Origin of the sequence: Endozoicomonas gorgoniicola (assembly GCF_025562715.2) — a bacterium.
In the GTDB taxonomy this organism is placed as follows: Bacteria; Pseudomonadota; Gammaproteobacteria; order Pseudomonadales; family Endozoicomonadaceae; genus Endozoicomonas_A; species Endozoicomonas_A gorgoniicola.
The window spans coordinates 1,081,457-1,105,179 of the sequence record NZ_JAPFCC010000001.1; the positions used below are offsets into that span (position 1 = coordinate 1,081,457).

The 23,723-nt window shown below is 48.8% G+C and carries 22 protein-coding genes; 14 read left to right on the forward strand and 8 right to left on the reverse strand.

All coding sequences use genetic code 11. The features are described 5' to 3' along the window. The first annotated feature begins 1 nt into the window (after position 1). From NX722_RS05020 to NX722_RS05030, 3 genes are all read left to right on the forward strand, one after another. Positions 2–1,072, forward strand: coding sequence for a MucB/RseB C-terminal domain-containing protein (locus NX722_RS05020; protein WP_262566996.1), 1,071 nt, complete (start codon positions 2–4; stop codon positions 1,070–1,072). Continuing rightward, positions 1,072–1,554, forward strand: coding sequence for a SoxR reducing system RseC family protein (locus NX722_RS05025; RefSeq protein WP_262566997.1), 483 nt, complete (start codon positions 1,072–1,074; stop codon positions 1,552–1,554). Before NX722_RS05020 ends, NX722_RS05025 begins: the two co-directional genes overlap by 1 nt. Before the next feature lie 404 nt (positions 1,555–1,958). After that, the gene (locus tag NX722_RS05030; RefSeq protein ID WP_153767103.1) at positions 1,959–2,165 is read left to right on the forward strand and encodes a cold-shock protein; all 207 of its coding nucleotides are present in this window, start codon (positions 1,959–1,961) and stop codon (positions 2,163–2,165) included. 8 nt (positions 2,166–2,173) lie between these two features. On the opposite strand, the gene NX722_RS05035 is transcribed toward NX722_RS05030, so the two are convergent. After that, positions 2,174–2,398 (reverse strand): hypothetical protein, encoded by a 225-nt coding sequence (locus tag NX722_RS05035; RefSeq protein ID WP_262566998.1) that lies wholly within the window; start codon positions 2,396–2,398, stop codon positions 2,174–2,176. Between the two features lie 581 nt (positions 2,399–2,979). Between NX722_RS05035 and ltrA the strand changes: the two genes are divergently transcribed. From ltrA to acpS, 10 genes are all read left to right on the forward strand, one after another. Beyond that, a complete protein-coding gene (gene ltrA / locus NX722_RS05040) occupies positions 2,980–4,245 on the forward strand; it encodes a group II intron reverse transcriptase/maturase (protein WP_262563619.1) in 1,266 nt (421 codons plus the stop codon). 408 nt (positions 4,246–4,653) lie between these two features. Continuing rightward, positions 4,654–6,141, forward strand: a complete 1,488-nt coding sequence (locus NX722_RS05045; protein WP_262566999.1) for a DegQ family serine endoprotease — start codon at positions 4,654–4,656, stop codon at positions 6,139–6,141. Positions 6,142–6,363: 222 nt separating this feature from the next. Next, positions 6,364–8,163 (forward strand): translation elongation factor 4, encoded by a 1,800-nt coding sequence (gene lepA / locus NX722_RS05050; protein WP_262567000.1) that lies wholly within the window; start codon positions 6,364–6,366, stop codon positions 8,161–8,163. A 68-nt stretch (positions 8,164–8,231) separates the two neighbouring features. Next, complete coding sequence (gene lepB / locus NX722_RS05055; protein ID WP_262567001.1) at positions 8,232–9,047, forward strand: signal peptidase I; 816 nt, start codon at positions 8,232–8,234, stop codon at positions 9,045–9,047. 175 nt (positions 9,048–9,222) lie between these two features. Next, positions 9,223–9,600 (forward strand): DUF4845 domain-containing protein, encoded by a 378-nt coding sequence (locus NX722_RS05060; RefSeq protein ID WP_262567002.1) that lies wholly within the window; start codon positions 9,223–9,225, stop codon positions 9,598–9,600. Continuing rightward, a complete protein-coding gene (rnc, locus tag NX722_RS05065) occupies positions 9,597–10,286 on the forward strand; it encodes a ribonuclease III (RefSeq protein ID WP_262567003.1) in 690 nt (229 codons plus the stop codon). Before NX722_RS05060 ends, rnc begins: the two co-directional genes overlap by 4 nt. Continuing rightward, positions 10,283–11,233: a GTPase Era gene (gene era, locus NX722_RS05070; RefSeq protein WP_262567004.1), complete on the forward strand. Its 951-nt coding sequence runs from the start codon at positions 10,283–10,285 to the stop codon at positions 11,231–11,233. The genes rnc and era overlap by 4 nt, the downstream gene beginning before the upstream one ends. 70 nt (positions 11,234–11,303) lie before the next feature. Then, positions 11,304–12,029 carry a DNA repair protein RecO gene (gene recO / locus NX722_RS05075; protein ID WP_262567005.1) on the forward strand — a complete coding sequence of 242 codons (726 nt, stop codon included), beginning with the start codon at positions 11,304–11,306 and terminating at the stop codon, positions 12,027–12,029. 72 nt (positions 12,030–12,101) lie between these two features. After that, positions 12,102–12,848, forward strand: a complete 747-nt coding sequence (gene pdxJ / locus NX722_RS05080; protein WP_262567006.1) for a pyridoxine 5'-phosphate synthase — start codon at positions 12,102–12,104, stop codon at positions 12,846–12,848. Next, positions 12,845–13,222: a holo-ACP synthase gene (gene acpS, locus NX722_RS05085; protein ID WP_262567007.1), complete on the forward strand. Its 378-nt coding sequence runs from the start codon at positions 12,845–12,847 to the stop codon at positions 13,220–13,222. Before pdxJ ends, acpS begins: the two co-directional genes overlap by 4 nt. Positions 13,223–13,309: 87 nt before the next feature. Here acpS and NX722_RS05090 read toward each other — a convergent pair whose 3' ends face one another. From NX722_RS05090 to NX722_RS05100, 3 genes are all read right to left on the reverse strand, one after another. Next, positions 13,310–14,692 carry a hypothetical protein gene (locus tag NX722_RS05090; protein ID WP_262567008.1) on the reverse strand — a complete coding sequence of 461 codons (1,383 nt, stop codon included), beginning with the start codon at positions 14,690–14,692 and terminating at the stop codon, positions 13,310–13,312. 110 nt (positions 14,693–14,802) lie between these two features. Then, positions 14,803–14,940 carry a hypothetical protein gene (locus NX722_RS05095; protein ID WP_262567009.1) on the reverse strand — a complete coding sequence of 46 codons (138 nt, stop codon included), beginning with the start codon at positions 14,938–14,940 and terminating at the stop codon, positions 14,803–14,805. 88 nt (positions 14,941–15,028) lie between these two features. Continuing rightward, positions 15,029–17,827: a response regulator gene (locus NX722_RS05100; protein WP_262567010.1), complete on the reverse strand. Its 2,799-nt coding sequence runs from the start codon at positions 17,825–17,827 to the stop codon at positions 15,029–15,031. A 233-nt stretch (positions 17,828–18,060) separates the two neighbouring features. On the opposite strand from NX722_RS05100, the gene NX722_RS05105 reads away from it, so the two are divergent. Further along, positions 18,061–18,780: a putative adhesin gene (locus NX722_RS05105; protein ID WP_262567011.1), complete on the forward strand. Its 720-nt coding sequence runs from the start codon at positions 18,061–18,063 to the stop codon at positions 18,778–18,780. A gap of 89 nt (positions 18,781–18,869) precedes the next feature. On the opposite strand, the gene NX722_RS05110 is transcribed toward NX722_RS05105, so the two are convergent. The 4 genes from NX722_RS05110 to cysM form a co-directional block, all read right to left on the reverse strand. Continuing rightward, entirely contained in the window at positions 18,870–19,016 is a 147-nt protein-coding gene (locus NX722_RS05110; RefSeq protein WP_262567012.1) for a hypothetical protein, read from the reverse strand. Positions 19,017–19,293: 277 nt separating this feature from the next. Beyond that, on the reverse strand, positions 19,294–20,694 hold the full coding sequence (locus NX722_RS05115; RefSeq protein WP_262563762.1) for an IS1380 family transposase: 1,401 nt from the start codon (positions 20,692–20,694) through the stop codon (positions 19,294–19,296). Positions 20,695–20,776: 82 nt separating this feature from the next. Beyond that, a complete protein-coding gene (locus tag NX722_RS05120; protein ID WP_262567013.1) occupies positions 20,777–22,648 on the reverse strand; it encodes a hypothetical protein in 1,872 nt (623 codons plus the stop codon). A 151-nt stretch (positions 22,649–22,799) separates the two neighbouring features. After that, positions 22,800–23,678, reverse strand: a complete 879-nt coding sequence (gene cysM / locus NX722_RS05125) for a cysteine synthase CysM (RefSeq protein WP_262567014.1) — start codon at positions 23,676–23,678, stop codon at positions 22,800–22,802. Positions 23,679–23,723 lie beyond the last annotated feature (45 nt).

The window sequence follows — 23,723 nt, forward strand, 5'->3', positions numbered from 1 at the left end:
TATGAAAGGAATGCATTTAAACAGGGGGAGTTTGGCGGCATTGCTGGTGTCTGTGCTGATGGTAGCGCCGGTAAAGGCGCAGGAAGCTGTTACCCCGAACCAGGCTGAATCAGCACCTTTATCGAGTGCGGCAGAACCCCCCCGGGCTTCAGAGCCCAGAGACTGGCTGGAGAGCATGGCGGAAGCCACTCGTCAGCTGACTTACCGTGGACACTTTGTCTATCAACAGGGTTCAAGCCTGGAAACACTGTCTGTATTACACACTAATCAGGGCGGCAATGAGAAAGAACTGATTCGCTATCTGGATGGTCTGCCCAGGGAAATATTGCGCCATGGACGTGAGATAACTTTCCTCAGTGCCGACCGCCCACCTGTCCGTTTTGAGCATGAGTCACTGATGCCTATGGTAGGGCGCTTTACCGGCAGTGACCTGGGTAAGTATTATCAGCTGCGTCCTGCCGCGCTGGATCGGGTTGCCGGTCGTGAAGCCGTACAGTTGCTGGTAGTGCCGACCGACCGTTTCCGTTATGGTTATCAAATCTGGCTTGACCGGCAGAGCAGCCTGATGCTCAAGTCGGTCATGGTTGATAGTGAAGGTCGTATTATTGAGCGCATGCAGTTTACCAACCTTGAATTTACCGATCACCTCTCAGAACAGGAAATAAAACTACTCAACCGTACGTCGAAAGGCCTGCCTGATGAAACGACTGTGACCATGAGTTCTCTGGAAAAGGGCGGTAATGGACACTGGGGTTGGGAAGCGGGTTGGATTCCGGACGGGTTTGAAGTGCGTAACCGTACACGCCGCAAATCGCCAGTCAGTGAACGTATGGTGGACACTGTGATTTACTCTGACGGCATTGCGAGTTTCTCGATCTTTGTCGAGCCGGATGAAACCAGAGTATTAAGCCAGTCATCTGAGCAGATTGGTTCGATGGCGGCGGTATCCAAAGTATTCCGCAATAACGATACTTATTTTCATGTCACGGTTGTTGGTGAAGTACCGCTGGGTACTGCTGAGCGGGTGGCGGTATCGGTTCGCCCCGCCAGTGATAAACAGGCTGAGAAGTAATGATTGAAGAGCAAGGCCGGGTGGTGACCGTAGAAGATGGTGCTGTCTGGGTTGAATCCATTCGTAAGACAACCTGCTCCAGTTGTAGCGCCAAAAACGGCTGTGGGCAGCACTTGGCAGAAAAGTACAAAAGCAGTAAAACGCATTCCTACATTCGGGCTGTCAATGAAACCGGATCAGCCATCAAAGAGTACGATGAAGTTGTTATTGGTATCCCTGAAGATTCTCTGATGAAAGCCTCCATGGTCGTTTACCTGCTGCCGCTGTTAAGTATGATGGCAGGCTTGTGGCTTGGCAGTTTTCTGGTTCTGGGTGACCTGGCTACAGTACTGCTGGCGCTGTCAGGTCTGGCAGCGGGTTTTGTGCCTGTCCGAATGCTTGGACAAAAAGCCGGTGAACTGTGTCGGGTTCAGGTGCTGAAGGTAATCCCAAGGCAGCTGGATGAGCCGGAACTGGTACCAATGCGGCCCTGGGTTGCCTGACCTGCATGAACTCTGACAGCAGTGCTGTCAATGGGTGCATTCTCAAAGTCTGACAGTTCTGAGTATCCAGAGAACAGCTTCGCTAAAAGCACGACATCTGTCAGGAGAGCCAATACGCACTGTTAACCTGAATGGCTTATGTCAAGAGAACCTGAAGGCAGAGTTTTTTATTGGTATGCTGGTGTCAACAATAAAAATTGGTTTATACTAGTTGCCGATAGCTCGAAGCCATGTAAAATGGGCGCCACGTTATAAGTGTGTTTGATTCTTTATGTATAGATTTAGTGTTCCGAGAGTAGTATCTCGTCCTGTTCTACCATAAGTAATAACAAATCTTCTAGCTTGACTGTCATTCATGCCATAGGGGCTGAATGGCTTACTTTGCTTAAAAACAGGATATGATTATGTCTACTACTACCGGTACCGTTAAGTGGTTCAACGAAGAGAAAGGTTTTGGTTTTATCGCTCAGGACAATGGTCCTGACGTGTTTGCCCACTTCCGTCAGATCGTTGGTGACGGCTTCAAGACTTTGAAAGAAGGTCAGCAGGTTGAATTTCGAGTGACTCAGGGCCAGAAGGGTCCTCAGGCTGAAGATATTCGTCCTCTGTAAGGATTGAGTTACATCATTGACGATGTAATTTCGCACTTCATGCAAGTGAAGAAAAAGGCAACACCCTGAGGTGTTGCCTTTTTTTGTTTGCCCAGCGAAGCGGGCAAACCCGTCAGGCTGAAAGAAGCCTGAGCCGCCCCGACTGAGGGGAAGGCAATCTGAATGGCAAGGGCGTAACTGGCCAACGGTTGGGTCTGAAGGAAGCCATAGGAAGTCAGAGGTACACAGCGCAAGCGAACCTGATTCGGCAGGTTGGGAGCGGCAAGCGTGCGAAATAGCGCAAAGCCCGATACTCAGTCAGTCCCAACTCTGTGCTTGAGGGTGGCATTTCTGACAGGGAACCGTTTAGTAACTGGGGAAGCCTGGCATCAATCTCTGAATCTCAGGGGCTGTTATCGCAAGAGGAAACTCAAGGGTAACAGTGGTGTGAGGTGGCAGATGATCCTGTAGTAGTGATGAAATTCCGGCCTGTGAAGGCGGGTAACCGTTCGGAGGGCAAAACCGGAATGACTACAGCCAGAGTGACTGTAGGGCATGTGTCGTCAAAAGCGGCAGATGTTGCGAAGGGGTGAAGCATTCTTAAAGAACAGTCAGACCGCAGGAATGACACTGTGAGCGCACAAGCTGCCTGACGAGGCAGGACATCTTCGGCTGGTGAGGTTGGGAACAATCCTGCTAAAAGAAAGAGCCGCGCTCGGGAGTAAAGGACAGGTAGCAGGTAGATTGCCTTGAGCCAGAACGCCTGTGAATGTCCATGAAGAATCCGGCCACAGTAGAAGGATGGCGCAATCTGTCTGTCGTGAGACAGTAACTGATGAGAGTATATTATAGCCTGTATGGGCGCTTGCTGACGATGGAAGCGCTTTACAACGGATTCAAAAAGGTATGGAAAGCGAAAGGTGCGGCCGGAATAGATGGGCAGAGCCTGAGCGACTACGCCTCGAATCTGCGTGGGAATCTTGAACAGTTACTGCTTGAATTGCGGGAAAAGCGCTACAAACCGCTACCGGTAAAGCGTGTAGAAATCGACAAAGAAGACGGTGGAAAGCGTCTGCTGGGAATCCCCGCAGTAAAAGACCGAATCGTCCAACAAGCACTTCTAAATATCCTGACCCCGATCTTTGATCCGGACTTCCACCCGTCCAGCTATGGGTATAGACCGAATCGAAGCTGCCATCAAGCCATTACCAAGGCGACCCTGTTCATACGGAAGTACGACAGACGCTGGGTGGTGGACATGGACTTGTCCAAATGCTTTGACCGACTCGACCACGAGTTAATTCTCAAGGCGTTCAGGCACAAAGTGGCAGATGGAAGCATCCTGAACCTGATCAGAATGTTCCTGAAAAGCGGGGTGATGGTTGGCTATCAACTGGAAGCCACGGAAACAGGCAGTCCACAGGGCGGAGTGATCAGTCCCTTAATCTCAAACGTCTATCTTGATGCGTTTGATCAGGAAATGATGCGACGCAAGCACAGGATTGTCCGCTATGCGGACGATATCCTGATTCTGTGTGGCTCCAAAGCAGCGGCAGAAAACGCTCTGAAAGTGGCGACCAAAGTACTGGAGCAAGACCTGAAACTGACGGTCAACCAGAATAAAACACACATAGCCCATAGCGGCGAGGGTGTGAAATTTCTGGGAGTTGAAATCCTGAGCAGCTATACGCGCATACAGGAAAAGAAGCTCAACGCACTGAAAGCAAAGGTAAAGCGAATCACGAAAAGGAATCGGGGAACGAACCTTGAAGGAGTAATCCGAGAACTGAACCCTGTGATACGAGGATTTGCTAATTACTTCAGGATAGCGAACTGTAGTCGTGAATTAAAACGGCTGACAGGATGGATGAGGCGCAGGCTGAGATGTTTACAACTGAAACAGTGGAAGAAACCAGCGAAGCTGCATCGTCGGCTGAAGCAACTGGGTTACAAGCCACCATTTAAGTACATCAAAATGCGTTCATGGAGAAATGCGTGCAGTCCCCTGTCGCATTTAGCCATGCCGAACAACTGGTTCAATGAGATAAAGTTGTTCAATTTGGAAGGCGTTAAAACGGGCGTTCTTGCCCCTTATTGTTAAGGGATAGAGAGTGCAGGAGCCGTGTACGAGGTCCGTACGCACGGTTCTGTGGGAAGGACGGGGCAATAGCCCCGCCTTACCTAATGTGCTGAACAGAAATCAGTTGCTCAGAAGGTCAAACAGCAAAAAATAAATGTGTATAAACTTTTTATCTTTTGCAGTAAAAAAGTTCTGCGATAACGCTCCGGGAATTTTGGTAGCATTACTCAGGGTGCTTAATGTCCAGAACGGCTCTTTAGGAAATGTTTACAGAAGTTTGGCAAGCAGGATACAGATTAACCGGACTTAAAGCGCTATTTTATAACCTTGTGCAGAGCTGAAGGCGGTAAGTCGAAGCAGAGAAAAATCGCCCGATAGCCAGGCTCAAAATCTACAGGAATATCACCTGAACCAGGAGGAGTCAGCTTCATGAAAGTTGGGGAAACCATTTTGAAGAGAGGTGGCAGGCAGGGGACTTCTCATCTCATTAAAACATCACTGCAACTCATCGGTGCCTTTTTGCTCACAACACTACTGGTGGGTGCTGTACCTATTGTCAAACCGCCTGCCAATATGCAGGTCTTGCCAGACTTTGCCACGCTGTTTGAACAGGCGTCGCCAGCCGTCGTCAATGTCAGTACGTTATCTACCCCGAAGAATAATCGCAGTCAGTTCTATGGTCCGGGTGGTGAAGATTTGCCTGAAATTTTTCGGCGTTATTTTGGTGTGCCGATACCGGATGAACCATCCGGCGGACGCCCACAACCCATGTCGTTAGGTTCGGGTTTTATTATCTCAGATGATGGTTACATTCTTACCAATAACCATGTGGTCGATGGAGCTGACACCATTATCGTTCGACTCAGTGATCGCAGTGAAAAAACAGCAGAGCTGATTGGTGCCGACAAGCGTTCAGACCTGGCACTTCTTAAAATCAAGTCAGACCGGAAGCTGCCGGTGGTAAAAATGGGTCGTTCTGATGAAGTTCGCCCGGGGGAATGGGTAGCTGCTATTGGCTCCCCCTTTAACTTTGAGTACTCCATTACCAAAGGTATTGTCAGTGCTAAGAATCGCAGTCTGCCGAGTGATTCCTACGTACCGTTCATTCAGACTGATGTACCAATCAATCCGGGTAACTCGGGCGGTCCTCTGTTTAATATGAGCGGCGAGGTGATTGGTATTAACTCTCAGATCTTTACCCGCTCCGGTGGTTTTATGGGGCTGTCTTTTGCCATTCCGGCTGATCATGTGAGCTGGGCTGTGGCGCAACTGAAAGATAAAGGCTATGTCACTCGTGGCTGGCTGGGCGTTGCGATTCAGGAGGTCGATCGCGATCTGGCAGAATCCTTTGGGCTGGACAAACCGATGGGCGCCCTGATCAGTCAGGTCGTTCCCGGAGGTCCGGCTGACAAGGCTAAGCTGCAGCCGGGTGATGTGATTGTCAAACTGAATGGCAAAGACATACTGCGTTCCGGCAGTTTGCCGATGGCGGTAGGGGTGATCACTCCGGGTGACAAGGCTGAAGTCGAGCTGATTCGTAACGGCAAACGCAAAACCCTGATGGTTGAAGTCGGTGAGCTGCCTGACGAACATGCGAGTCGCACTGAGAAGAAAGCCAAAGCTGACACCAGTAACCGCCTCGGGATTCAGGTAGAAACCCTTAATGATGACTATCGCAACAAGCTGCGCCTTGATGACGATGCCAAAGGTGTTGTGGTGACCAGTCTGACTTCTGGGGTTGGTCGCAGTATTGGTCTTCGTCAGGGGGATGTGATTACTCATCTGGATAATCAGCCGGTAAAGACCTTGAAAGAATTTGACGAGACTGTACGCAAGTTGCCGAAAAATCGCTCAATTTCCATGCGGGTTGTGCGTCAGGGGCGTCCTGCCTATATTTCTTTCCGTCTGACGGATTAAAGGTTTATCAGCCTGTTCGGGTCCGCAGTTGTGGAGTGGCGGCCCGACATGCTGTAGAATCTACTTTAATTACAGCAGCTTCAACTATCCCACCCTGTCGGTTTTTTTCAGCCGATGATGAAATGAGTGGCGGTGATGATGAAGACCCTGCAAGCTGAACAACTGTCCCCGTTGGAGTGGTAACACGCCTGGCGGGGACATCTTTTTTGTAGTGATGCAATCGTGAGCGATCTTAGCCGTATTCGGAATTTCAGTATTATTGCCCATATCGACCATGGCAAGTCGACATTGGCAGACCGTTTTATCCAAACCTGTGGCGGCCTTTCCGACCGTGAAATGCAGGAACAGGTACTGGACTCCATGGAGCTTGAGCGTGAGCGCGGGATCACCATCAAGGCGCAAAGCGTAACTCTGGATTACACCGCCAAAGACGGTGAAACCTATCAGCTCAACTTTATCGACACTCCCGGACACGTAGACTTCTCTTATGAAGTTTCCCGCTCTCTGTCTGCCTGTGAAGGGGCGCTGCTGGTGGTAGACGCTGCTCAGGGTGTAGAGGCCCAGTCGGTAGCCAACTGTTACACCGCCATTGAGCAAGGGCTGGAAGTGATGCCCGTCCTGAACAAGATGGACCTGCCTCAGGCTGAACCTGAACGGGTTGCCCAGGAAATTGAAGAGATTATCGGTATTGATGCCCTTGAAGCGGTTCGCTGCTCCGCTAAGAGTGGTCTCGGCATTGAAGACGTTCTGGAAGAACTGGTGAAAACCATTCCAGCTCCGGAAGGCAACCTTGATGACGAGCTGCAGGCGTTGATTATCGACTCCTGGTTCGACAATTACCTTGGCATAGTCTCCCTGGTGCGCGTAAAACACGGTGTGCTGCGCAAGGGTGACAAGATTCTGGTGAAATCCACCGGTCAGGCTTATGGTGTCGATAACGTCGGTATCTTTACCCCGAAAATGGAAGCAACCGGTGAGCTGAAAGCCGGTGAAGTCGGCTATGTCATTGCGGGTATCAAGGACATTCACGGTGCGCCGGTCGGTGATACCCTGACCCACGCCAAAACCCCGGATGTAAAGGCGCTGCCGGGCTTCCAGAAAGTGAAGCCTCAGGTGTACGCCGGCCTGTTCCCGGTCAGCTCTGATGATTTCGAGAACTTCCGCGAAGCTCTGGAAAAACTGAGTCTCAACGACGCTTCCCTGTTCTACGAGCCGGAAAGCTCTGATGCGCTGGGTTTTGGTTTCCGCTGTGGTTTCCTGGGCATGCTGCACATGGAAATCATTCAGGAGCGTCTGGAACGTGAATACAATCTGGATCTGATCACCACAGCGCCCACCGTAATCTACGAAGTAGAAATGAAAAATGGTGATGTGGTCGAGGTTGATAACCCGTCCCGCCTGCCTGATCCGGCTTCTATTGAAGAAATCCGCGAACCGATTGTTCAGGCCAGTATTCTGGTACCTCAGGACTACCTGGGTAACGTGATCAGCCTGTGTGTCGAACGTCGTGGCGTGCAGAAAGATATGCAGTTTACTGGCGGTCAGGTGTCTATCACCTATGATTTGCCAATGAATGAAGTAGTGCTGGACTTCTTTGATCGTATCAAATCGGTCAGCCGTGGCTTTGCGTCGCTGGATTACAGCTTCGACCGCTTTGAGGCGGCCAGAATGGTGAAGCTGGATATCCTGATTAACGGCGAGAAAGTCGATGCACTGGCGCTGATTGCCCACAGGGATCACGCGATTCCCCGTGGTCGCTCACTGACTGAGAAAATGAAAGAGATCATTCCCCGTCAGATGTTCGACGTGGCGATTCAGGCGGCTGTGGGTGGTCAGATTGTTGCCCGTACCACTGTTAAGGCACTGCGCAAGAATGTAACGGCGAAGTGTTACGGTGGTGATGCCACTCGTAAACGTAAGCTGCTTGAAAAGCAGAAAGCGGGTAAGAAGCGTATGAAGCAGGTAGGCCGCGTAGAGATTCCGCAGGAAGCTTTCCTTGCGGTTTTGAAAGTGGACAAGTAAGAGAGGGCTTTTGCCTTCTTTATGTGAACGGTACAAAAATCAGATTAGGTGACTGAGAACAAATAACCATGGATATTAATTTTCCGTTATTGCTGGTCATTGCAGTGGCAGTTACCGGGGTCATTGCACTGGCTGACAAGCTGGTGTTCATGCCTCGTCGTCGCGCGGCTGTTGCCAGTTACAAGGCAGGTTTAACCGGTGACATTGACCCGAAGGTCGTTGACTCCCTGGAACAGCCGCCTTCTCTTATTGAGACGTCGGTTTCTATTTTTCCGGTACTGGCGCTGGTGCTGGTTTTACGCTCGTTTCTGTTTGAGCCTTTTCAGATCCCATCGGGCTCAATGATTCCAACACTGGAAGTGGGTGATTTTATTCTGGTCAACAAGTTTGACTATGGCCTGCGCTTGCCAGTGACTGGTACCAAAATCTGGTCTAACAATGAGCCGCAGCGTGGCGAAGTGATGGTGTTTAAGGAACCTCAGAACCCGAACATCAACTTTATCAAACGTGTGATCGGTGTACCGGGCGACGAAGTTCGCTATGTGAACAAAGAGCTGTTTATTAATGGTCAGAAGGTAAAACAGCAGTTGGTGGCGAACCTTAACGATGGTCACCCACATAGTCTTTACAACGAAATCATTGGTGGCAGCAGCCACCAGATTCGCAAGGATAAAAATCTGCGCAGCCTGATGGCTGAAGGCATCTGGCAGGTGCCGGAAGGCATGTACTTTGTTATGGGTGATAACCGTGACCGCAGTAACGACAGTCGCTACTGGGGATTTGTACCGGAGCAGAACATAGTAGGTAAGGCCGTTTACATCTGGATGCACTGGCCAAGCTGGACAAAGCTGCCTAATTTCAAGAACAATGGAAGTATTCACTAACTATTGAGTAGCAGTCCTTATTATCTGAAGTGTTGTTACACAGGTAACAACCTGCCCAGCCTGCATCGGGTTTTCCCATGTGCAGGCTGGTGCTTTATTCTTAATCAGGAAGTCTGAGCAATTGCGAAGCCGCCGGGGGTAAAACCCACAGCGGTTTTTTAACAAGGAGAGAGCAATGACTGGAATAAGAAACAGACAAAAAGGTTTGGGCATATCCAGCATTCTGACGACTATAATGGTCGGTGGCTTGTTGATCATGGCAGCCGTAAAGCTGGGTCCCCTGTATATGGACGATTTTGCTGTTTCCCGGATACTGACGTCTCTGGATGAAAAGCCTGGCATCGCCAGGGCAGACGCTTCAGAAGTAAAGGACTGGCTTGACAAAGGTCTGCAGACCAACCTGATTGAACTGCATCCGGAAGAAATTCAGATAGTGCAGGGCAGGTACGACGGGGTCAGTATCGCGATTGACTATGAACGTCGTATTGAATTTATCAGGAACGTAGACCTGATCGTATCTTTTGAACATGACTGGAAAGTAAAACCTCAGTGAAGTCTGATGAACTTGCCCGGCTGGAACGCAGGCTGGGCTATACATTTTCTGACCGCAGTCGTCTGGAGCTGGCTCTCACGCACCGCAGCTGCGGCAGTCGCAATAATGAGAGACTGGAGTTTCTGGGTGACTCTATCGTTAACTTTGTTATTGCAGAAGCGTTGTACGAGCTGTTTCCCGATGCCCGGGAAGGTCAGTTAAGCCGGCTTCGCGCCCGTATGGTGCGCGGTGTGACACTGGCAGAAATTGGTCGGGAGTTTGAGCTTGGAGACTATCTGCGACTGGGCTCCGGTGAGTTGAAAAGCGGCGGTTACCGTCGTGAATCCATACTGGCAGATGCGGTGGAAGCCATTATTGGCGCTATCTATCTGGATGCCGGCATGGAGACCTGCCATGAGCGCATTCGCAGCTGGTTTAAAGACCGCCTTGCCGGACTCTCTGTTACAGATCAGCAGAACAAAGACCCGAAAACCCGTTTGCAGGAATTTCTGCAGGCACGACAGAAAGCTCTGCCCAAGTACCGTGTGACGGGTATCGAAGGCGATGCCCATAATCAGGAGTTTACCGTTCTGTGTGAACTGGAAGCCATGAGCATAAGCAGTCAGGGGAAAGGATCAAGTCGACGCGGTGCAGAGCAACAGGCTGCCCGCAAGGCACTGGAATTATTGGGAGCCCAAAGCTCATGAACACTGAAGTAAACGAGCTGAACCTGTCTGTGCAGAGTGATGAGAATACCCGTTGTGGTTATGTTGCCATTGTCGGTCGTCCGAATGTAGGTAAATCAACGCTGCTGAACCATATTCTGGGACAGAAGTTGTCTATTACATCCCGACGCCCGCAGACTACCCGCCATCAGGTACTGGGCATCAAGACCGAAGAGAGTGTGCAGACAATTTATGTTGACACGCCCGGGATGCACAAAGAGCAGAAGAAAGCGATTAACCGCTACATGAACCGTGCGGCTACCAGCGCCCTGACCGGCGTTGACGCCATTGTTTTTGTTGTGGATCGTTTAAAGTGGACCCATGAAGACCAGCTGGTTCTGGATAAACTCAAACATGCGCCCTGTCCGGTGATTCTGGCGATCAACAAGGTTGACCGCATTGAAGACAAGGCTAAGATGATGCCGTACCTGCAGGAACTGGCTGAAAAGTATGACTTTAAGGCTATTATGCCGATCTCAGCGCAACAAGGTAATAACCTGAAAGAGCTGGAAACGATGATCGAAGGCATGATGCCAGCCAGCATGCATTTCTACCCGGAAGATCAGATTACTGATCGCAGCTCCCGATTCCTGGCGGCAGAGCTGGTGCGTGAAAAGATCATGCGTCAGCTGGGCGATGAGCTGCCTTATGAAATGACGGTAGAAATTGAAGAGTTCAAGCATGAAATGCGCCCCAAAGGCCCGCTGCTGACCATCAGCGCCCTGATTCTGGTGGAGCGTCCGGGACAGAAAGCCATCGTGATTGGTGATAAGGGCGCCCGCCTGAAAACCATTGGTCAGGAGGCTCGCAAGGACATGGAACGAATGTTCGATGCCAAGGTGATGTTGAACCTGTGGGTGAAGGTGAAAGGTGGCTGGTCTGATGATGACCGCGCCCTGAAGAGCCTTGGTTATGACTACTCCAAATAACGAGTCCAAATAACGAGTCCAAATAACGAGTCCAAATAACCAGTCTAAATAACGATTGTAAATAAAACCTATGAATGATCTGAGCGCAGCCTGGCTGCTGCATAGCAGACCCTATAAAGAGCGCTCAGTCATTGCTGAATTCCTTGTGGAAGACTATGGTCGTCTGGCCATGGTCGTACGAGGGGTTCGGCAGGCGAAATCACGAATAGCCCCTCTGTTGCAACCCTTTACCCGGGTCTGGTTAAGCTGGCGCGGGCGCAGTGAGCTGAAAACTCTGACCAGCATTGAACTGTCCCGATCCATCCGGCTTTCCGGGCAATCTCTCTATTGTGGCTTTTATGTGAACGAGCTGGTCATGCGTGCGGTTCTTCCCGGGCAGCCAATGGACGGTTTGCCTGAGCTGTATGAAAAGGTGATCGAAATACTACAGGGTAAAGAAGCGGTTGAACCGGTTTTGCGCTGGTTTGAGCTGGAACTGCTGGAGCTGACCGGTTATTTACCTGACCTTGAACATGATATAACAACGGGGCAGGCGGTTCAGTCCGATGCTAACTATCGTCTGCTGCCAGAACAGGGACTGGTACGGCTGAATGATGACATGCCGGTCAAGGTTGACTGTTTTTCCGGTGCTGCTTTGCAGGCTATGGCGGCGAGAGATTTTACCCGGGGTCAGTGCTTGCCTTCTTACAAGCGTTTTACCCGACTGGCTCTGCTGCCCCTGATTGGTGAAAAACCCCTGCAAAGCAGGGAGCTTTTCACCAAAATGGATAGGCGTGATACAGTTTTGTCCGAGTGAAATGACCAGACTTAAACGCATCAGGTTTAATTTACCAGCTTTAGTTTTCCAGGTTTAACGAGGAGTATCTGCATGATTCCCCATCAGCGTATTTTGCTGGGTGTGAACATTGATCACATTGCCACTATTCGTCAGGCTCGTGGTATCAATTACCCCGATCCGGTTCAGGCTGCGATTGAAGCAGAACAGGCAGGAGCTGACGGCATTACCCTGCACCTGAGGGAAGATCGCCGACATATTCTGGATCGGGATGTTCGATTGATTCGCCAGGTACTACAGACCCGTATGAACCTGGAAATGGCGGTGACAGAAGAGATGTTGTCGATCGCTGAAGAAATTCAGCCTCAGAGTGTCTGCCTGGTGCCTGAAAAACGACAGGAGCTGACTACTGAAGGGGGGTTGGATGTTATGGCTAATCAGGCTGCTATTGCTGCAGCCTGTCAGCGCATGGCTGTGCAGGAGTCTGAAGTATCGTTGTTTATTGACCCGGATGTTGACCAGATTCAGGCTTCTGTTGATGCGGGTGCTTCAGTCATTGAGCTGCATACCGGGGCTTATGCCGAAGCAACCAGTCATGAGTGCATCCGTGCTGAGCTGAAGCGTTTGGAACATGCGACGGAATACGCACTGAGCAAAGGCCTGATTGTTAATGCGGGTCATGGCCTGAATTACCAGAATGTTGAACCCGTGGCTGCAATTGCCGGTATAAATGAGCTGAATATTGGACACGCTATTATCGGACGCGCGTTGTTTGTCGGTCTGAAAGAGGCGGTTCGGGAAATGAAAACACTGATGCTGAGGGCGTCCCTGCACCGATGATTGCCGGAATTGGAACGGATATCGTACACATAGAGCGTATTCAGAAAGCTCTGGATAAACCTTCCGGTGAAGCCTTTGCCCGTCGTATATTGACCGGTACTGAAATGGCTGTGTTTTCCCGGCAGGCAAATCCTGCAGCTTATCTGGCAAAGCGCTTTGCCGCCAAAGAAGCGGCATCGAAGGCGTTGGGTACGGGTATTGGCAAAGTGTCGTTTCAGCACATGGAAGTCAGCAATGATGAGCTGGGCGCTCCGCAACTTACGTTCAATGGCTATGCCATGGAATTGCAGCAACAGCGCGGCATTCACTCAATTCATCTGAGCCTGTCAGATGAGGTGGATGCCGCTGTGGCATTTGTTGTGCTGGAATCATGAGAGTTTTATTCGCAGGTCAGAGTCCTCTGCCCTGCGAATAAACAGTCGAGTGGAAAGAAAAGCTTCTCAATCCGTGCCCGGATAAACTTATTCACCCACAAGTTCGGTGTGAGAATATTTATGTGCCTTATGCCTGTAGTAAGCAGTGGCGCCTGCCAATCCAAGAGTTGCTATGGCTAAAACTGCCGTAGTCACAGTAGTGGCTATAGCATGCGTATTTTTCGCGTAGTACTTGCTCTCCCAGTCAGTTTCGTCCTTAGTGACCGGTTGACCTCCCAATCGGCTTTGAATCAGTACTCGGCTGGGAAGGAAGTTTGACAGTTTTTTGGCATTGTACTGATCAAGCTTCACAGGACACAGTTCTTGTAGATAAAATGTATCATCTACGATCCTTTTATGATTTTCATGAGTAAAATAGGTGCCAGAGGGTGAATTGATTTCGGTTATTGTGAGTAGCCCATCGAAACTCATAACATCATCTACAAACAGAGTTTGATCCAGTGGCACCTGGTGTTGAATGGATTGTTTGTCAGTGTATTTAAGGCGATTACAGGGACTATTTGTGAACTTGACGCTTCCTTCAACATCAATATGAATCATAGTGTCTTTGAATGGCAAGCTGAACGCGCTGGTCGTAGTGCTTGTGGTTTTGTTTGCCCAGTTAGTAGGAGTGGGTGTCTTTGCGGCAGGTGAGCGCCCTACTGGAGCAGTATTAAAACCAAACGTTGTGAACGCTATCTGGGCATTATAGTGAACCCCTTTTTTCCCGCAATGGAAGTCAATAGCATGAGAACTTTCTGCTGGTATTTTAATGGTGGAATTGGTAAGGCTGAAGTCAGAAAGAAGCGCACTGTCACCGCATCCGAAGTAAATGGCATCTTTGTGGTAGTGGGATTCAACCTCAGAGTCATCAATGACTACACTCTGGGCTGATGTGATATCAATCAACCCAGTACTTACTATCGGTTTGGTCGTATCTGGAGCCGGGTGATCCATATGGGTATTGACGTCACTCAGCGTGATATTTTTAAACATCAGCTGTTTGGCAGGCGCGTCAAACCTTATAAAAGCACCGGGTTTTTTATTAGGAGCCTTGGGGTTTACAGTTGGGGAGGGTGGCTCAACCATAACAATATGGGACTTATTGCTAGTGCTGTTTTTAACTCCGACAAACGCAATATCAAGATCTTCAATCTTGATAGTCCCTTCTGACATATAACCAGCCTCAGCGAGGAAAATTACAAAACGTTTGCTTTTACTGTTTTTTATTATTTGTCTCAGATCATAATTTAAATCCACAGATTCATGTATCGCGTGAGGCTCATAGTCCGAATAACCACTCTGACTGAGAAAATTGATGCAGGTGTCCCAGAGGTGATGTTCTTCTGTATAGTCTTCTAATGCCTGGCACCTCTTAACCACTTTTTCATCTGCATAAGATTTTATCGCAAGCGTAAAGAAAAGAAACACCAGAAACCGGATGGTGAACGTTCGAAATAACATAGTGAATACCCTTCATAAGGTTAATCAAACGAGCAGCCAGATAACAGTTGGCTTATCCATCTTCCCTGAATAGCAGGTCAGAAAATTTCCAAGCCTAAAAACCAAGCTTGTAACTGGTTGCCAATATTCAGCACATCCAGCATAGCAGGGCTGTGTGTTTTTGACGCTTTATTTAAAAAAACAAATACGGCATCAGGTATTATTTCTGAAGTCATTTAAACGTCTTATGACGCATTAATAAAAAAGCAGTCAACAGAAAAACTTTAATCATTCATGGTAATTCACATTTCGTAATCATAAAGGCTAACCATCGACTGCTTGTAAAGGTAAACAGGATTCCATACTTTTATTTTTTGAATCTGAATGTTTGAGATACCAGTCCTGTAAATGCTGAATGGCAGAAAACAGGTGCTTGAGTTGTGCTTGAATATTAGAAGTATCTATTTGCCTGTTCTGTTTTAACAGGCTCTCCAGTTGATAACAGCTCTTCTCCAGTTCTGGCACGCCGCAGTAACGACACGAACCATGTAGTCGGTGAACCCGTTCCAGCAAGCCTTTGTGATAGTTGTGCCGGGCGTGTCGCTGCAGTGTTTCCAGGTCGTTGTCCAGCCCTTTGACCAGCATCTCGAGCATTTCATCAGCCAGTGCCGCATTTCCACCTGCCAGCTGAATGCTTCGCTCCCGGTCTACCGGATCGTTTCTGCTGGCTGATCCGGTGGTCTGATTGCCTGCAGGCTGGCTTTCCCCGGGGATGGGTTTATTCTGGACTGGCTCACTGGTCCAGTGGCTGACCATATTAGCCAATTGTCGTGCATTAACCGGCTTGGTCATATAGTCATTCAGGCCACTTTGCAGAATCAGCTTCTTTTCATCGGGCAGGGCATGGGCAGTGACCGCAATAATAGGCAGAGAACTGCATGTATGTTCCATAGCCCGTATCTGTCGTGTTGTTTCAATACCATCCATACCGGGCATCTGGACATCCATCAAAACCAGATCAAACAGAGTATACTGACACAGTTCAATGGCTTCAAAACCACTGCTGGCGGTTTTGACGGACTGCCCCATATTGGTCAGCATGGTTTTCAGCAGCTTCACATTCACCGGATTGTCGTCTACCACAAGAATTGACTGCTTCGTCTGTGGAGAGGGCTGTCTGTCCAGGTTGCGATTGAACCCTTTGCCTGAATCAATATCCGCCAGGGCATCCGACAGACGCTGCTGACCAACTGGTTTGGATAGCGTGCTGACTTTCTCAGGCAGTACGTCCGGGTGTTCATCGGTTGAACTGGTGGTGGTCAGTACCATGACGGGGGTATTTTGAGACAGTTCGGCGGCTTCTGTCAGAACGGTTTTCAATGACCGGTCTTCCTGACTGAGGATGATCAGGTCAAACCGGTTAGACTTCAGGTGTCTGGCAACATCCTGCCTCTCTCCCAGAGGTTCAACAAGACAGTTCAGGCGCTCGAGCTGATGGGTGATAGCCAGTCTGGACAGTTCCAGAGGTTCATACAGCAGAACTGAACGTTTTGAGGCGGTGGGAGTATGCTTCACCGTTTTATTGTCGGCGGCATGGCTGCGGATGGTAAACCAGAAACTTGAGCCTCTGCCCAGATCGGAATCCAGCCCGATTTCTCCGTGCATCTGTTCCACCAGACTTTTACTGATTGCAAGACCCAGTCCGGTTCCCCCGGCTTTCCTGCTGCGGCTGGAGTCTGCCTGAGAAAACGCCCTGAACAGTTTTGAATGCTGCCCTGGTGTCATGCCTGTGCCCGTATCTGTCACTGTGAACTTCAGGGTCATGAAACCATTGTCGTCCTTATGCTCCAGCATCACCCGAACCGCAACACTGCCATGATTGGTAAATTTAATGGCATTGCTGACCAGATTGATCAGGATTTGCGACAGTCGCTGCCGGTCGCCCATGATGTCAGCAGGGGTATCGTTATAAATGAAACTGACCAGCTCCAGTGATTTATGACAGGCGGCAGGTGCCATAATGGATAGTACGTCGTCGATAACGGAATGCAGGTTTAAGCGGCTGTTGTAGAGTTCCAGTTTGCCAGCTTCCAGACGTGAGAAGTCCAGAATATCGTTCAGCATCGACATCAGTCCCTGTGCTGATTTTTCTATGGTGATGAGATATTCCCGCTGCTGAGGTTTCAACTCACCTTCCAGCATCAGGCTGGTGTAACCAATAATACCGTTCAGTGGTGTTCTTATTTCGTGGCTCATATTAGCCAGGAATTCGCTTTTGCTGCGACTGGCCTCCAGGGCTTCTTTCCGGGCAAGGTCCAGTTCAACGTTCTGGATTTCAATAGTCTCCAGTGTTTCCTGTAACTCTTCTGTTGTCTGCTCCACGCTTTTGCGCATGGTGTCGCTGGCCTGTTCAACGCTGTTCAGCATAGCGTTGATGGTGGACTCCAGTTCATACAGCAGACTGGTAGGGTTGGTCTCAAGTCGTTGATGAATTTTACCGCTGCTGATAGTTGCCAGGCGGTTCATTATCTGTTCAAGCGGATGCAGTATTGAGTGTCCCAGCTTGAGGCAGAACAGGGTTCCTGCCCCTAGCCCAAGCAATACCAGCAAGGCGCTGAAAACCAGAGACCGGTATTTTTTCAGGCTGGTCGGTGCGTAGGAATATTCGACCCGAAGCCAGCCGATAATACGGGAGTTGTTGCTTTCGAGACGATACAGAGGTGATGTTATCAGTAACGATTCATCACCAGACACCAGTGTTTGCACTGTCGGGAATTTCTGCAGGTCTTCAGCAATACTGAGCCTGGGTCCGGCATGAATGATTTTACGTCCATGTTCGTCCAGCAGGCTGATGGCTCTGACATCCCGGTCTTCCAGTGCCAGAGAGGATAACTCCTGCACCTGTTGTAAATCGCCATCGATCAGAGCGAAATCAATAAACGTTGATAAACGTGCGCTGTTACTCTGTGCTTTTTCCAGCAGCTGGTGTTCCAGTTCAGAAAAGCGTGTCCAGAGGTATAGGCTGCCCATAATCAGGGAGATGATTATGCCCGGAAGCAGCGCCATCAGCAGAATTCTCTGTTTGACTGCCTGTGTCGTGTTGTTTTTTGGATGGGTAGTCATACAATGGCGATAGTTTGTTTATTAAATATTATTCTTCTGGCGAATAATAAAGTTAATGCAGGTGCTTGAAAAGCGGTTGAGGCTATTTCGGCATGATCTTGTGCCTCTGGCAACCAGCCTTATGAACAAAGTTAAGGTTTTGATTAGAGAAAAGTCTCTGGTTATGGACTCTGAATAACCAGCCTGGAAAGGCAATTGTAAGTGAGTGTTAATCATCAGGACTACACTTGGTCATGGATACCCCGGAGAGCTTTAACAACTCTTTTATAAGGAGTACGCAGATTATGCCTTTTACTGGTGCTAAGGGACGTCGGTATCATACCGATAATCACTTTTTTCTGTTTACATGGAAAGGTCGGGGGTTTGGCAAAGCCAAGGTTGGAAATCTGATTATTGACTGCAGGACTGGAGTGGCAGCGAGGAACGGCATAGGTGGGGTGACAGAAATGTTTAATGTGCCAACGGAACTCCGCCTGTCATTTTATTGTGCACACGGGACTGTGATAAGCCCCCATTTGGCAAGTCCAATCCCTTTAATGCAAGGATCGTTCGAAGCCTGGGAAGTTATCTCCGGAGGTCAGATGACTTTTAACTATTTACTAATACCCAGAAGGTCGTTTCATCAACTTGGTACTCCTTTATATCAGAGTCAGGGGCCGAGTAATGTGTACAAAGCAATCGTTAAGGCTGACAGGGCGGAGAAACTCGAAACAGGGGAAAAACGCACTGCACAACTATATGATATTTGCGTACCAAGTAACGTGACATACTTGCATTCATTGTTGGAGGAAATTAAAACCAAATTTTCTCAATACTTGAATGTCCATTGCCTGTTTAGCAGGGATTTAGGTGTTAATGAGCAGATAAGGCATGATACCTACCAACTTCCCCAGCGCTTTATCGAGGGAAAATTGGGACGTTGGGAGATTATTTCAATGGATGATGAGTTGTAGTAGCCACGACATTTTCCCACCAGTCCCTTCTTAGCAATGACAGTCAGTGGTTCCTCCCTCTACCCGGTCGCAGATGATTTTAATGTTATCTAACGGGACAGCTCATGTATTTTGGCCAGTGCATCGGTTTTTTGTTCAAGTTTACGGGTTAGCTCAGCAACACGGTTGTTGAGGTCTGTAATTTTTCGCTGCTGCTGCTCTGTTCTGGCACTCATGCCTTCTAGCGTCTGTGTCATTTGGCTGGCTTCCAATGTCATGATCTTAAACTTTCCATGCCATTGCTCTTCTTTAGCCCGAATATTTCATAAATGAGCAACAAGTTCCGGAAAAAACATCCCATTCTGATTTTTTCGGAGGTCTGTTGCTCTACTGTCCATGAAAAAGGTATTACAACCCGAACTCACCATTAATTCGGATGTTTTTTGATCAGCACCTGCTTTTTCAGGACAACAGAATTCCCCAACACTCTTTCTGTTGGTCGCTATTTTATTCTGATTGAGTTTATGAAGCTGACTATCCCGGTCGAGGCAGCGGCATTGAATAAAAGACTTCGGTTATATGCTGCAAAAGCCCTTTTATTGGACAGCTGCGGGGCAAGTGAAGTTTGATTCGGTCTTTATACTCAACCACTTTAACCGCGACCTTACAAAGTTTTGTGATCACGGTTGATGGCTGTGCCTTTTCCAGCTCCGTACCTTTCAGTGCCTTGGTTCTCAGCTCATAGTGAAGAACATAAGCAGCGCAGGCGTAAAACATTCTCAGGTGATTTGCCAGAAAGCCTTGATCTGACAAGCGATCACCGGACAAATCACTTTTCAGATGCTTAATGAAGTTCTCATCCTGCCCTCTGGGACAATAAAGGTCTTCATATATTTCCTCGGGGGAAGCCTCCATCATCGAAGTCACAATAAAGCGGGGATTGTCGCCTTTCTGGTTGACCTCTGCCTTATAGATTATCCGGGTGTCCAGCCCTTTCCAGCTTTTTGCCTGATAGTCCGTTTCTCCGTAGAGCCTGAGTCGCTCAGGCTCTGGCATGTTGTTCAGTTTTGCCAGCCCGGTTTTAACGTCGAGAGCTTTCCGCGCTTCATCCAGCAACTCTTTGGCTTTAGGTCGCAAGGCCGTCTTGTGTCCTGCGCCTTTTCCCAGCACGTAGTCGGAGTGAGGGTCATCCTGAACAACCTGCATTAACTCTGGTTGGGCAAAGTGGCTATCCCCACGAACCAGTAAATGGGTTTTCGGCCATCTTGTACGGATCAGCTTAATGAGGCGCTGGAGAATAGCTGCATTCTCTCGGCCTGTGGGTGTTTTTCCAGGACGCAGGATCGAAGTGATCAGCTTGCCGCTGAGCCCCTCAAAGATCATTAAGGGCAAGTAACAGTAGTCTTGATATTTGGCGTTGAACAGGTTCATCTGCTGGCCGCCATGGGTGATAGCAGGCGTATGATCCAGGTCGATAATGATGGCTAATGGCGGGTATTCATAACTGCTGATGAAGTGATCAGCCAGTGCTTTGGTCATATTATAAATATCCCGTTTGGTCATGGACTGACCAAGCCTTGTATACGTTGGAGCGGAAGCCAGATGGTTATCATCGTCCAGTGGGTTTCTTCCATTGGCAAGCTTAAAGATTGGGTCTTTACGCAGATGGTTGCTGTCGTTTGCATCTTCATAACCACAGGCCATTTGCAAAACTCTTTGGGCAATGAGTTCTTGCAGGGTGTGGTCGATGTAGGATTGATGACGTTTATCGTCAATGCCGTCAGTCAGCCTGGATATGATACCGCTGTGAAGCATTGTTTCACGTAGCATCAGGGCGCCAAAATCAGAGGATAATTCTCCGCCATTGAAGTCTGCCCGGATAGTTTTTCCGTTGGAGGGGTGAAAACGAAGCTGTTCTTGTGTAAATTTGTTCATGGCAAGTTCCGGTTTGCTTCTTCCGAAGCATTTTTTTGGTCGACCCAATTATATCAAGTGATTGGGCGGAACTTGCCTCTTTTTATGAAATATCCGGGTTAGCTTTTGATTGTGTTTGAAGCTGGCTTATCTGTTGTTCCTTCTTATCCAGCGCCTCTGTTTTTTCTGTGATATTCCGGGCAGCCATGTTCATGAGTTTATCTTGACTAATTTCCGGCCCGACAGCTAAAGCATCACGAAGATGTTGTAAAGAGTCGTTTAAAGGATTGGGCTTTTGTTTTTTGGTTTTCTCGCCTGTGTTCACGGGCTTAGCCTTTCTTTTGGTGGTTTCGAGGTGGTTTTTCTTCTGTTGTAAATCTTCCCACTTGAGAATATTTTGATATCGCGATCCCAGGGCAAACAGGTTGACATCAGATGTTTGGCCAGGGTTATCTTCGTCTGGTACTGACACGGTGTGTTTCTGATAATGTTTTCGAAGGGTTTGACCAGTCTTTTTGTCAATGACGGTATCGAGCTGGGTGTCAGTGAGCTTGTCCGCTTTCCGTTGTTTGCTTTTTGTCTGGCCTGCATGCGCAGATGACCTGGGTATTTCCGTACTGTCAGGAAGTAACGCTTTGTTCTGATTGCTTTTGAGTAACTGAGCATGCATCTGGTCAGCTGTAATATAAAACTTGTCGTCTTTTATCAGTGATGCCGGGTCTGCTTTTTCTCTACGCTTTCTCTTTGGCTGGGAAATAAGCGCACCAGCATCCTTTGCTGTTTTAATTACCCACTCATCCAGGTCTGGCGTTTCGTTAAAGGCTATTATTGATTCAAGGGCAAGCTGGGAGCAGCCACTGGAGTCTTTTTGTAACTCAAAACCGGGCTTCAGCAAATAAAGGTTGTAGCTGTAATACATATCAGCAACAGCATTCATAACATCATCACTAATGTTGAGAGCGACAGGGTCGTCAGGCTTCAGCGTTTCATGCATGTAGATGAAAATATTATTGTCGTCATCACGAATTAGCCTCACATGGATAATATGTTCGCAACTGGTCGACTGCACAAGAAGGTTAGTGGTAACTACCTTTTTACCGTTATCCAGCGTTTTTTCACCTTTGTCGGTTAATATCTTCTTAAACGGATCGGTTGTCGTTTTTTTATGTTTGTAGAAATCGGGTTTTGACAGACCTGTTGCTTCTGCTGCCAGATCCTCAACCATAGGGGTTGTAAGAAACGGCTCACCTTTGTATGTCTTCTTGCAGCTTTTACCTGCTAGCTTAAGCTTTTTCTTCTCAAGCTTCTCTTCTTTGGTTGGGATCTCAATAAGAATAGGATTGACAGGAGATTTCCTGCTCTTCGATTCGTAACTCGACAGGGTTTCCCACTTGCGTGAATTCTTATTTTCTATGACATGGATAATCGTTCCACAGTTGGCTTTAAGAGGCATCGGCTGTAAGTCGGAGGATTGCTTTCCAGTCAGTACGAACGGGTATGTAGCGTCTTTGTTGTAAATCGCAATGGGCGTGTTTACAGGCATTTCTTCCGGGTCAGGCAGGATGACCGTTTTGTTTACACAGCTTATAAGTTTTGACACACCTTTTGTTTGGCAGCTAATACCGATACTACTGTCAGACTTATCGTATACAGCACTTTTCATTAGCTCCCTTAGCTCCAGAGTCGGGTCATCAGGATCATTTGGTTTAGTCGGTTCTGGCCCATCGGGATCAAAGTTGCTCGAGACGGTTGGTCGAAAGACTTCCAGATGGAACCACGCTTTATCCAGAAGCCGATCTCTCACGTGGCGATTCAGGACATAGCCAGGCTCTGGTAGCTTGGTCAGATGGGAGATAAGCGTTTTCTTCGAAACCATTCTGTACAGGCAGCAGGGGTTTTTTATCACCTCTTTCCTGTTGATTTCAGTACTGATGTTTGCCCTGGTTACGGCGGCAGAGCCTGATGCAGCGTCCATACTGGCTTTAATTTCCTTGTTAAATCATTACTGGAAGTTGTCTTTCACAGAGTTATCACCCCTTAGAGTCACCCGGAAGGTTTCAGTTCCTCACAAGCCTGTTTTTTTGTTCAGATGGGTTCTAAGCGATTAAACTGGTTTGCCAACATTTTCAGAGCAATGACAGATACCGGTCACCCCGGTCGCAGATGATGCAGACAATGGTGGCGCCTTCAACCTCTTCAGCCAGACGAAGTGAACCCGCTACAGCACCTCCCGATGAGATGCCACAAAAGATACCTTCTTTGGTGGCCAGGTCCCGCATGGTCTGTTCTGCTTCCTGCTGGGAGATATCCATCACCCGGTCAACACGGCTGGCATCGTAGATATCCGGCAAATACTCTGGCGACCAGCGACGAATTCCGGGAATACTGGCTCCTGCGGCGGGTTGCAATCCGACAATTTCAATCCCGGGATTTTGTTCTTTGAGATAGCGGGAAGTCCCCATAATGGTTCCGGTAGTTCCCATAGAGCTAACAAAATGAGTGACGGTGCCATGAGTCTGCTGCCATATTTCAGGGCCGGTGCCATGATAATGAGCGAGAGAATTATCCTGATTGGCAAACTGGTTCAGTACCTTGCCCTGTTCCTTCTGCCCCATTTCCAGAGCCAGGTCCCGGGCGCCTTCCATGCCTTTCGACTGAGGCACCAGTATCAGCTCGGCTCCATAGGCTGACATGGACTTACGACGTTCTTCGGTCATATTGTCAGGCATAATCAGCACCATGCGATAGCCACGAATGGCTGCTGCCATTGCCAGTGCTATACCTGTGTTGCCACTGGTGGCTTCAATCAATGTATCACCCGGCTTAATGTCACCCCTGGATTCGGCTTCAGTGATCATGGACAGGGCTGGACGATCCTTAACCGACCCGGCGGGGTTCTGGCCTTCCATTTTCAGAAGAATGGTATTGGATGACGGTTCAGCGATTCGCTGCAGGCGAATCAGTGGTGTATTGCCCACCAGAGCTTCAATCGTCGGATATGCCATAAAGGTTTCTTCCACAGGTGGTCGTATTTATTTTTTGGGGAGGAT

Excerpts from the sequence above, each read along its gene's own strand:
- NX722_RS05020 (WP_262566996.1), top strand. The coding sequence starts at position 2 with ATGAAAGGAATGCATTTAAACAGGGGGAGTTTGGCGGCATTGCTGGTG.
- NX722_RS05025 (WP_262566997.1), top strand. The coding sequence starts at position 1,072 with ATGATTGAAGAGCAAGGCCGGGTGGTGACCGTAGAAGATGGTGCTGTC.
- NX722_RS05030 (WP_153767103.1), top strand. The coding sequence starts at position 1,959 with ATGTCTACTACTACCGGTACCGTTAAGTGGTTCAACGAAGAGAAAGGT.
- ltrA (WP_262563619.1), top strand. The coding sequence starts at position 2,980 with ATGAGAGTATATTATAGCCTGTATGGGCGCTTGCTGACGATGGAAGCG.
- NX722_RS05045 (WP_262566999.1), top strand. The coding sequence starts at position 4,654 with ATGAAAGTTGGGGAAACCATTTTGAAGAGAGGTGGCAGGCAGGGGACT.
- lepB (WP_262567001.1), top strand. The coding sequence starts at position 8,232 with ATGGATATTAATTTTCCGTTATTGCTGGTCATTGCAGTGGCAGTTACC.
- NX722_RS05060 (WP_262567002.1), top strand. The coding sequence starts at position 9,223 with ATGACTGGAATAAGAAACAGACAAAAAGGTTTGGGCATATCCAGCATT.
- era (WP_262567004.1), top strand. The coding sequence starts at position 10,283 with ATGAACACTGAAGTAAACGAGCTGAACCTGTCTGTGCAGAGTGATGAG.
- recO (WP_262567005.1), top strand. The coding sequence starts at position 11,304 with ATGAATGATCTGAGCGCAGCCTGGCTGCTGCATAGCAGACCCTATAAA.
- pdxJ (WP_262567006.1), top strand. The coding sequence starts at position 12,102 with ATGATTCCCCATCAGCGTATTTTGCTGGGTGTGAACATTGATCACATT.
- acpS (WP_262567007.1), top strand. The coding sequence starts at position 12,845 with ATGATTGCCGGAATTGGAACGGATATCGTACACATAGAGCGTATTCAG.
- NX722_RS05095 (WP_262567009.1), bottom strand. The coding sequence starts at position 14,940 with ATGACTTCAGAAATAATACCTGATGCCGTATTTGTTTTTTTAAATAAA.
- NX722_RS05100 (WP_262567010.1), bottom strand. The coding sequence starts at position 17,827 with ATGACTACCCATCCAAAAAACAACACGACACAGGCAGTCAAACAGAGA.
- NX722_RS05105 (WP_262567011.1), top strand. The coding sequence starts at position 18,061 with ATGGATACCCCGGAGAGCTTTAACAACTCTTTTATAAGGAGTACGCAG.
- NX722_RS05110 (WP_262567012.1), bottom strand. The coding sequence starts at position 19,016 with ATGACACAGACGCTAGAAGGCATGAGTGCCAGAACAGAGCAGCAGCAG.
- NX722_RS05115 (WP_262563762.1), bottom strand. The coding sequence starts at position 20,694 with ATGAACAAATTTACACAAGAACAGCTTCGTTTTCACCCCTCCAACGGA.
- NX722_RS05120 (WP_262567013.1), bottom strand. The coding sequence starts at position 22,648 with ATGGACGCTGCATCAGGCTCTGCCGCCGTAACCAGGGCAAACATCAGT.
- cysM (WP_262567014.1), bottom strand. The coding sequence starts at position 23,678 with ATGGCATATCCGACGATTGAAGCTCTGGTGGGCAATACACCACTGATT.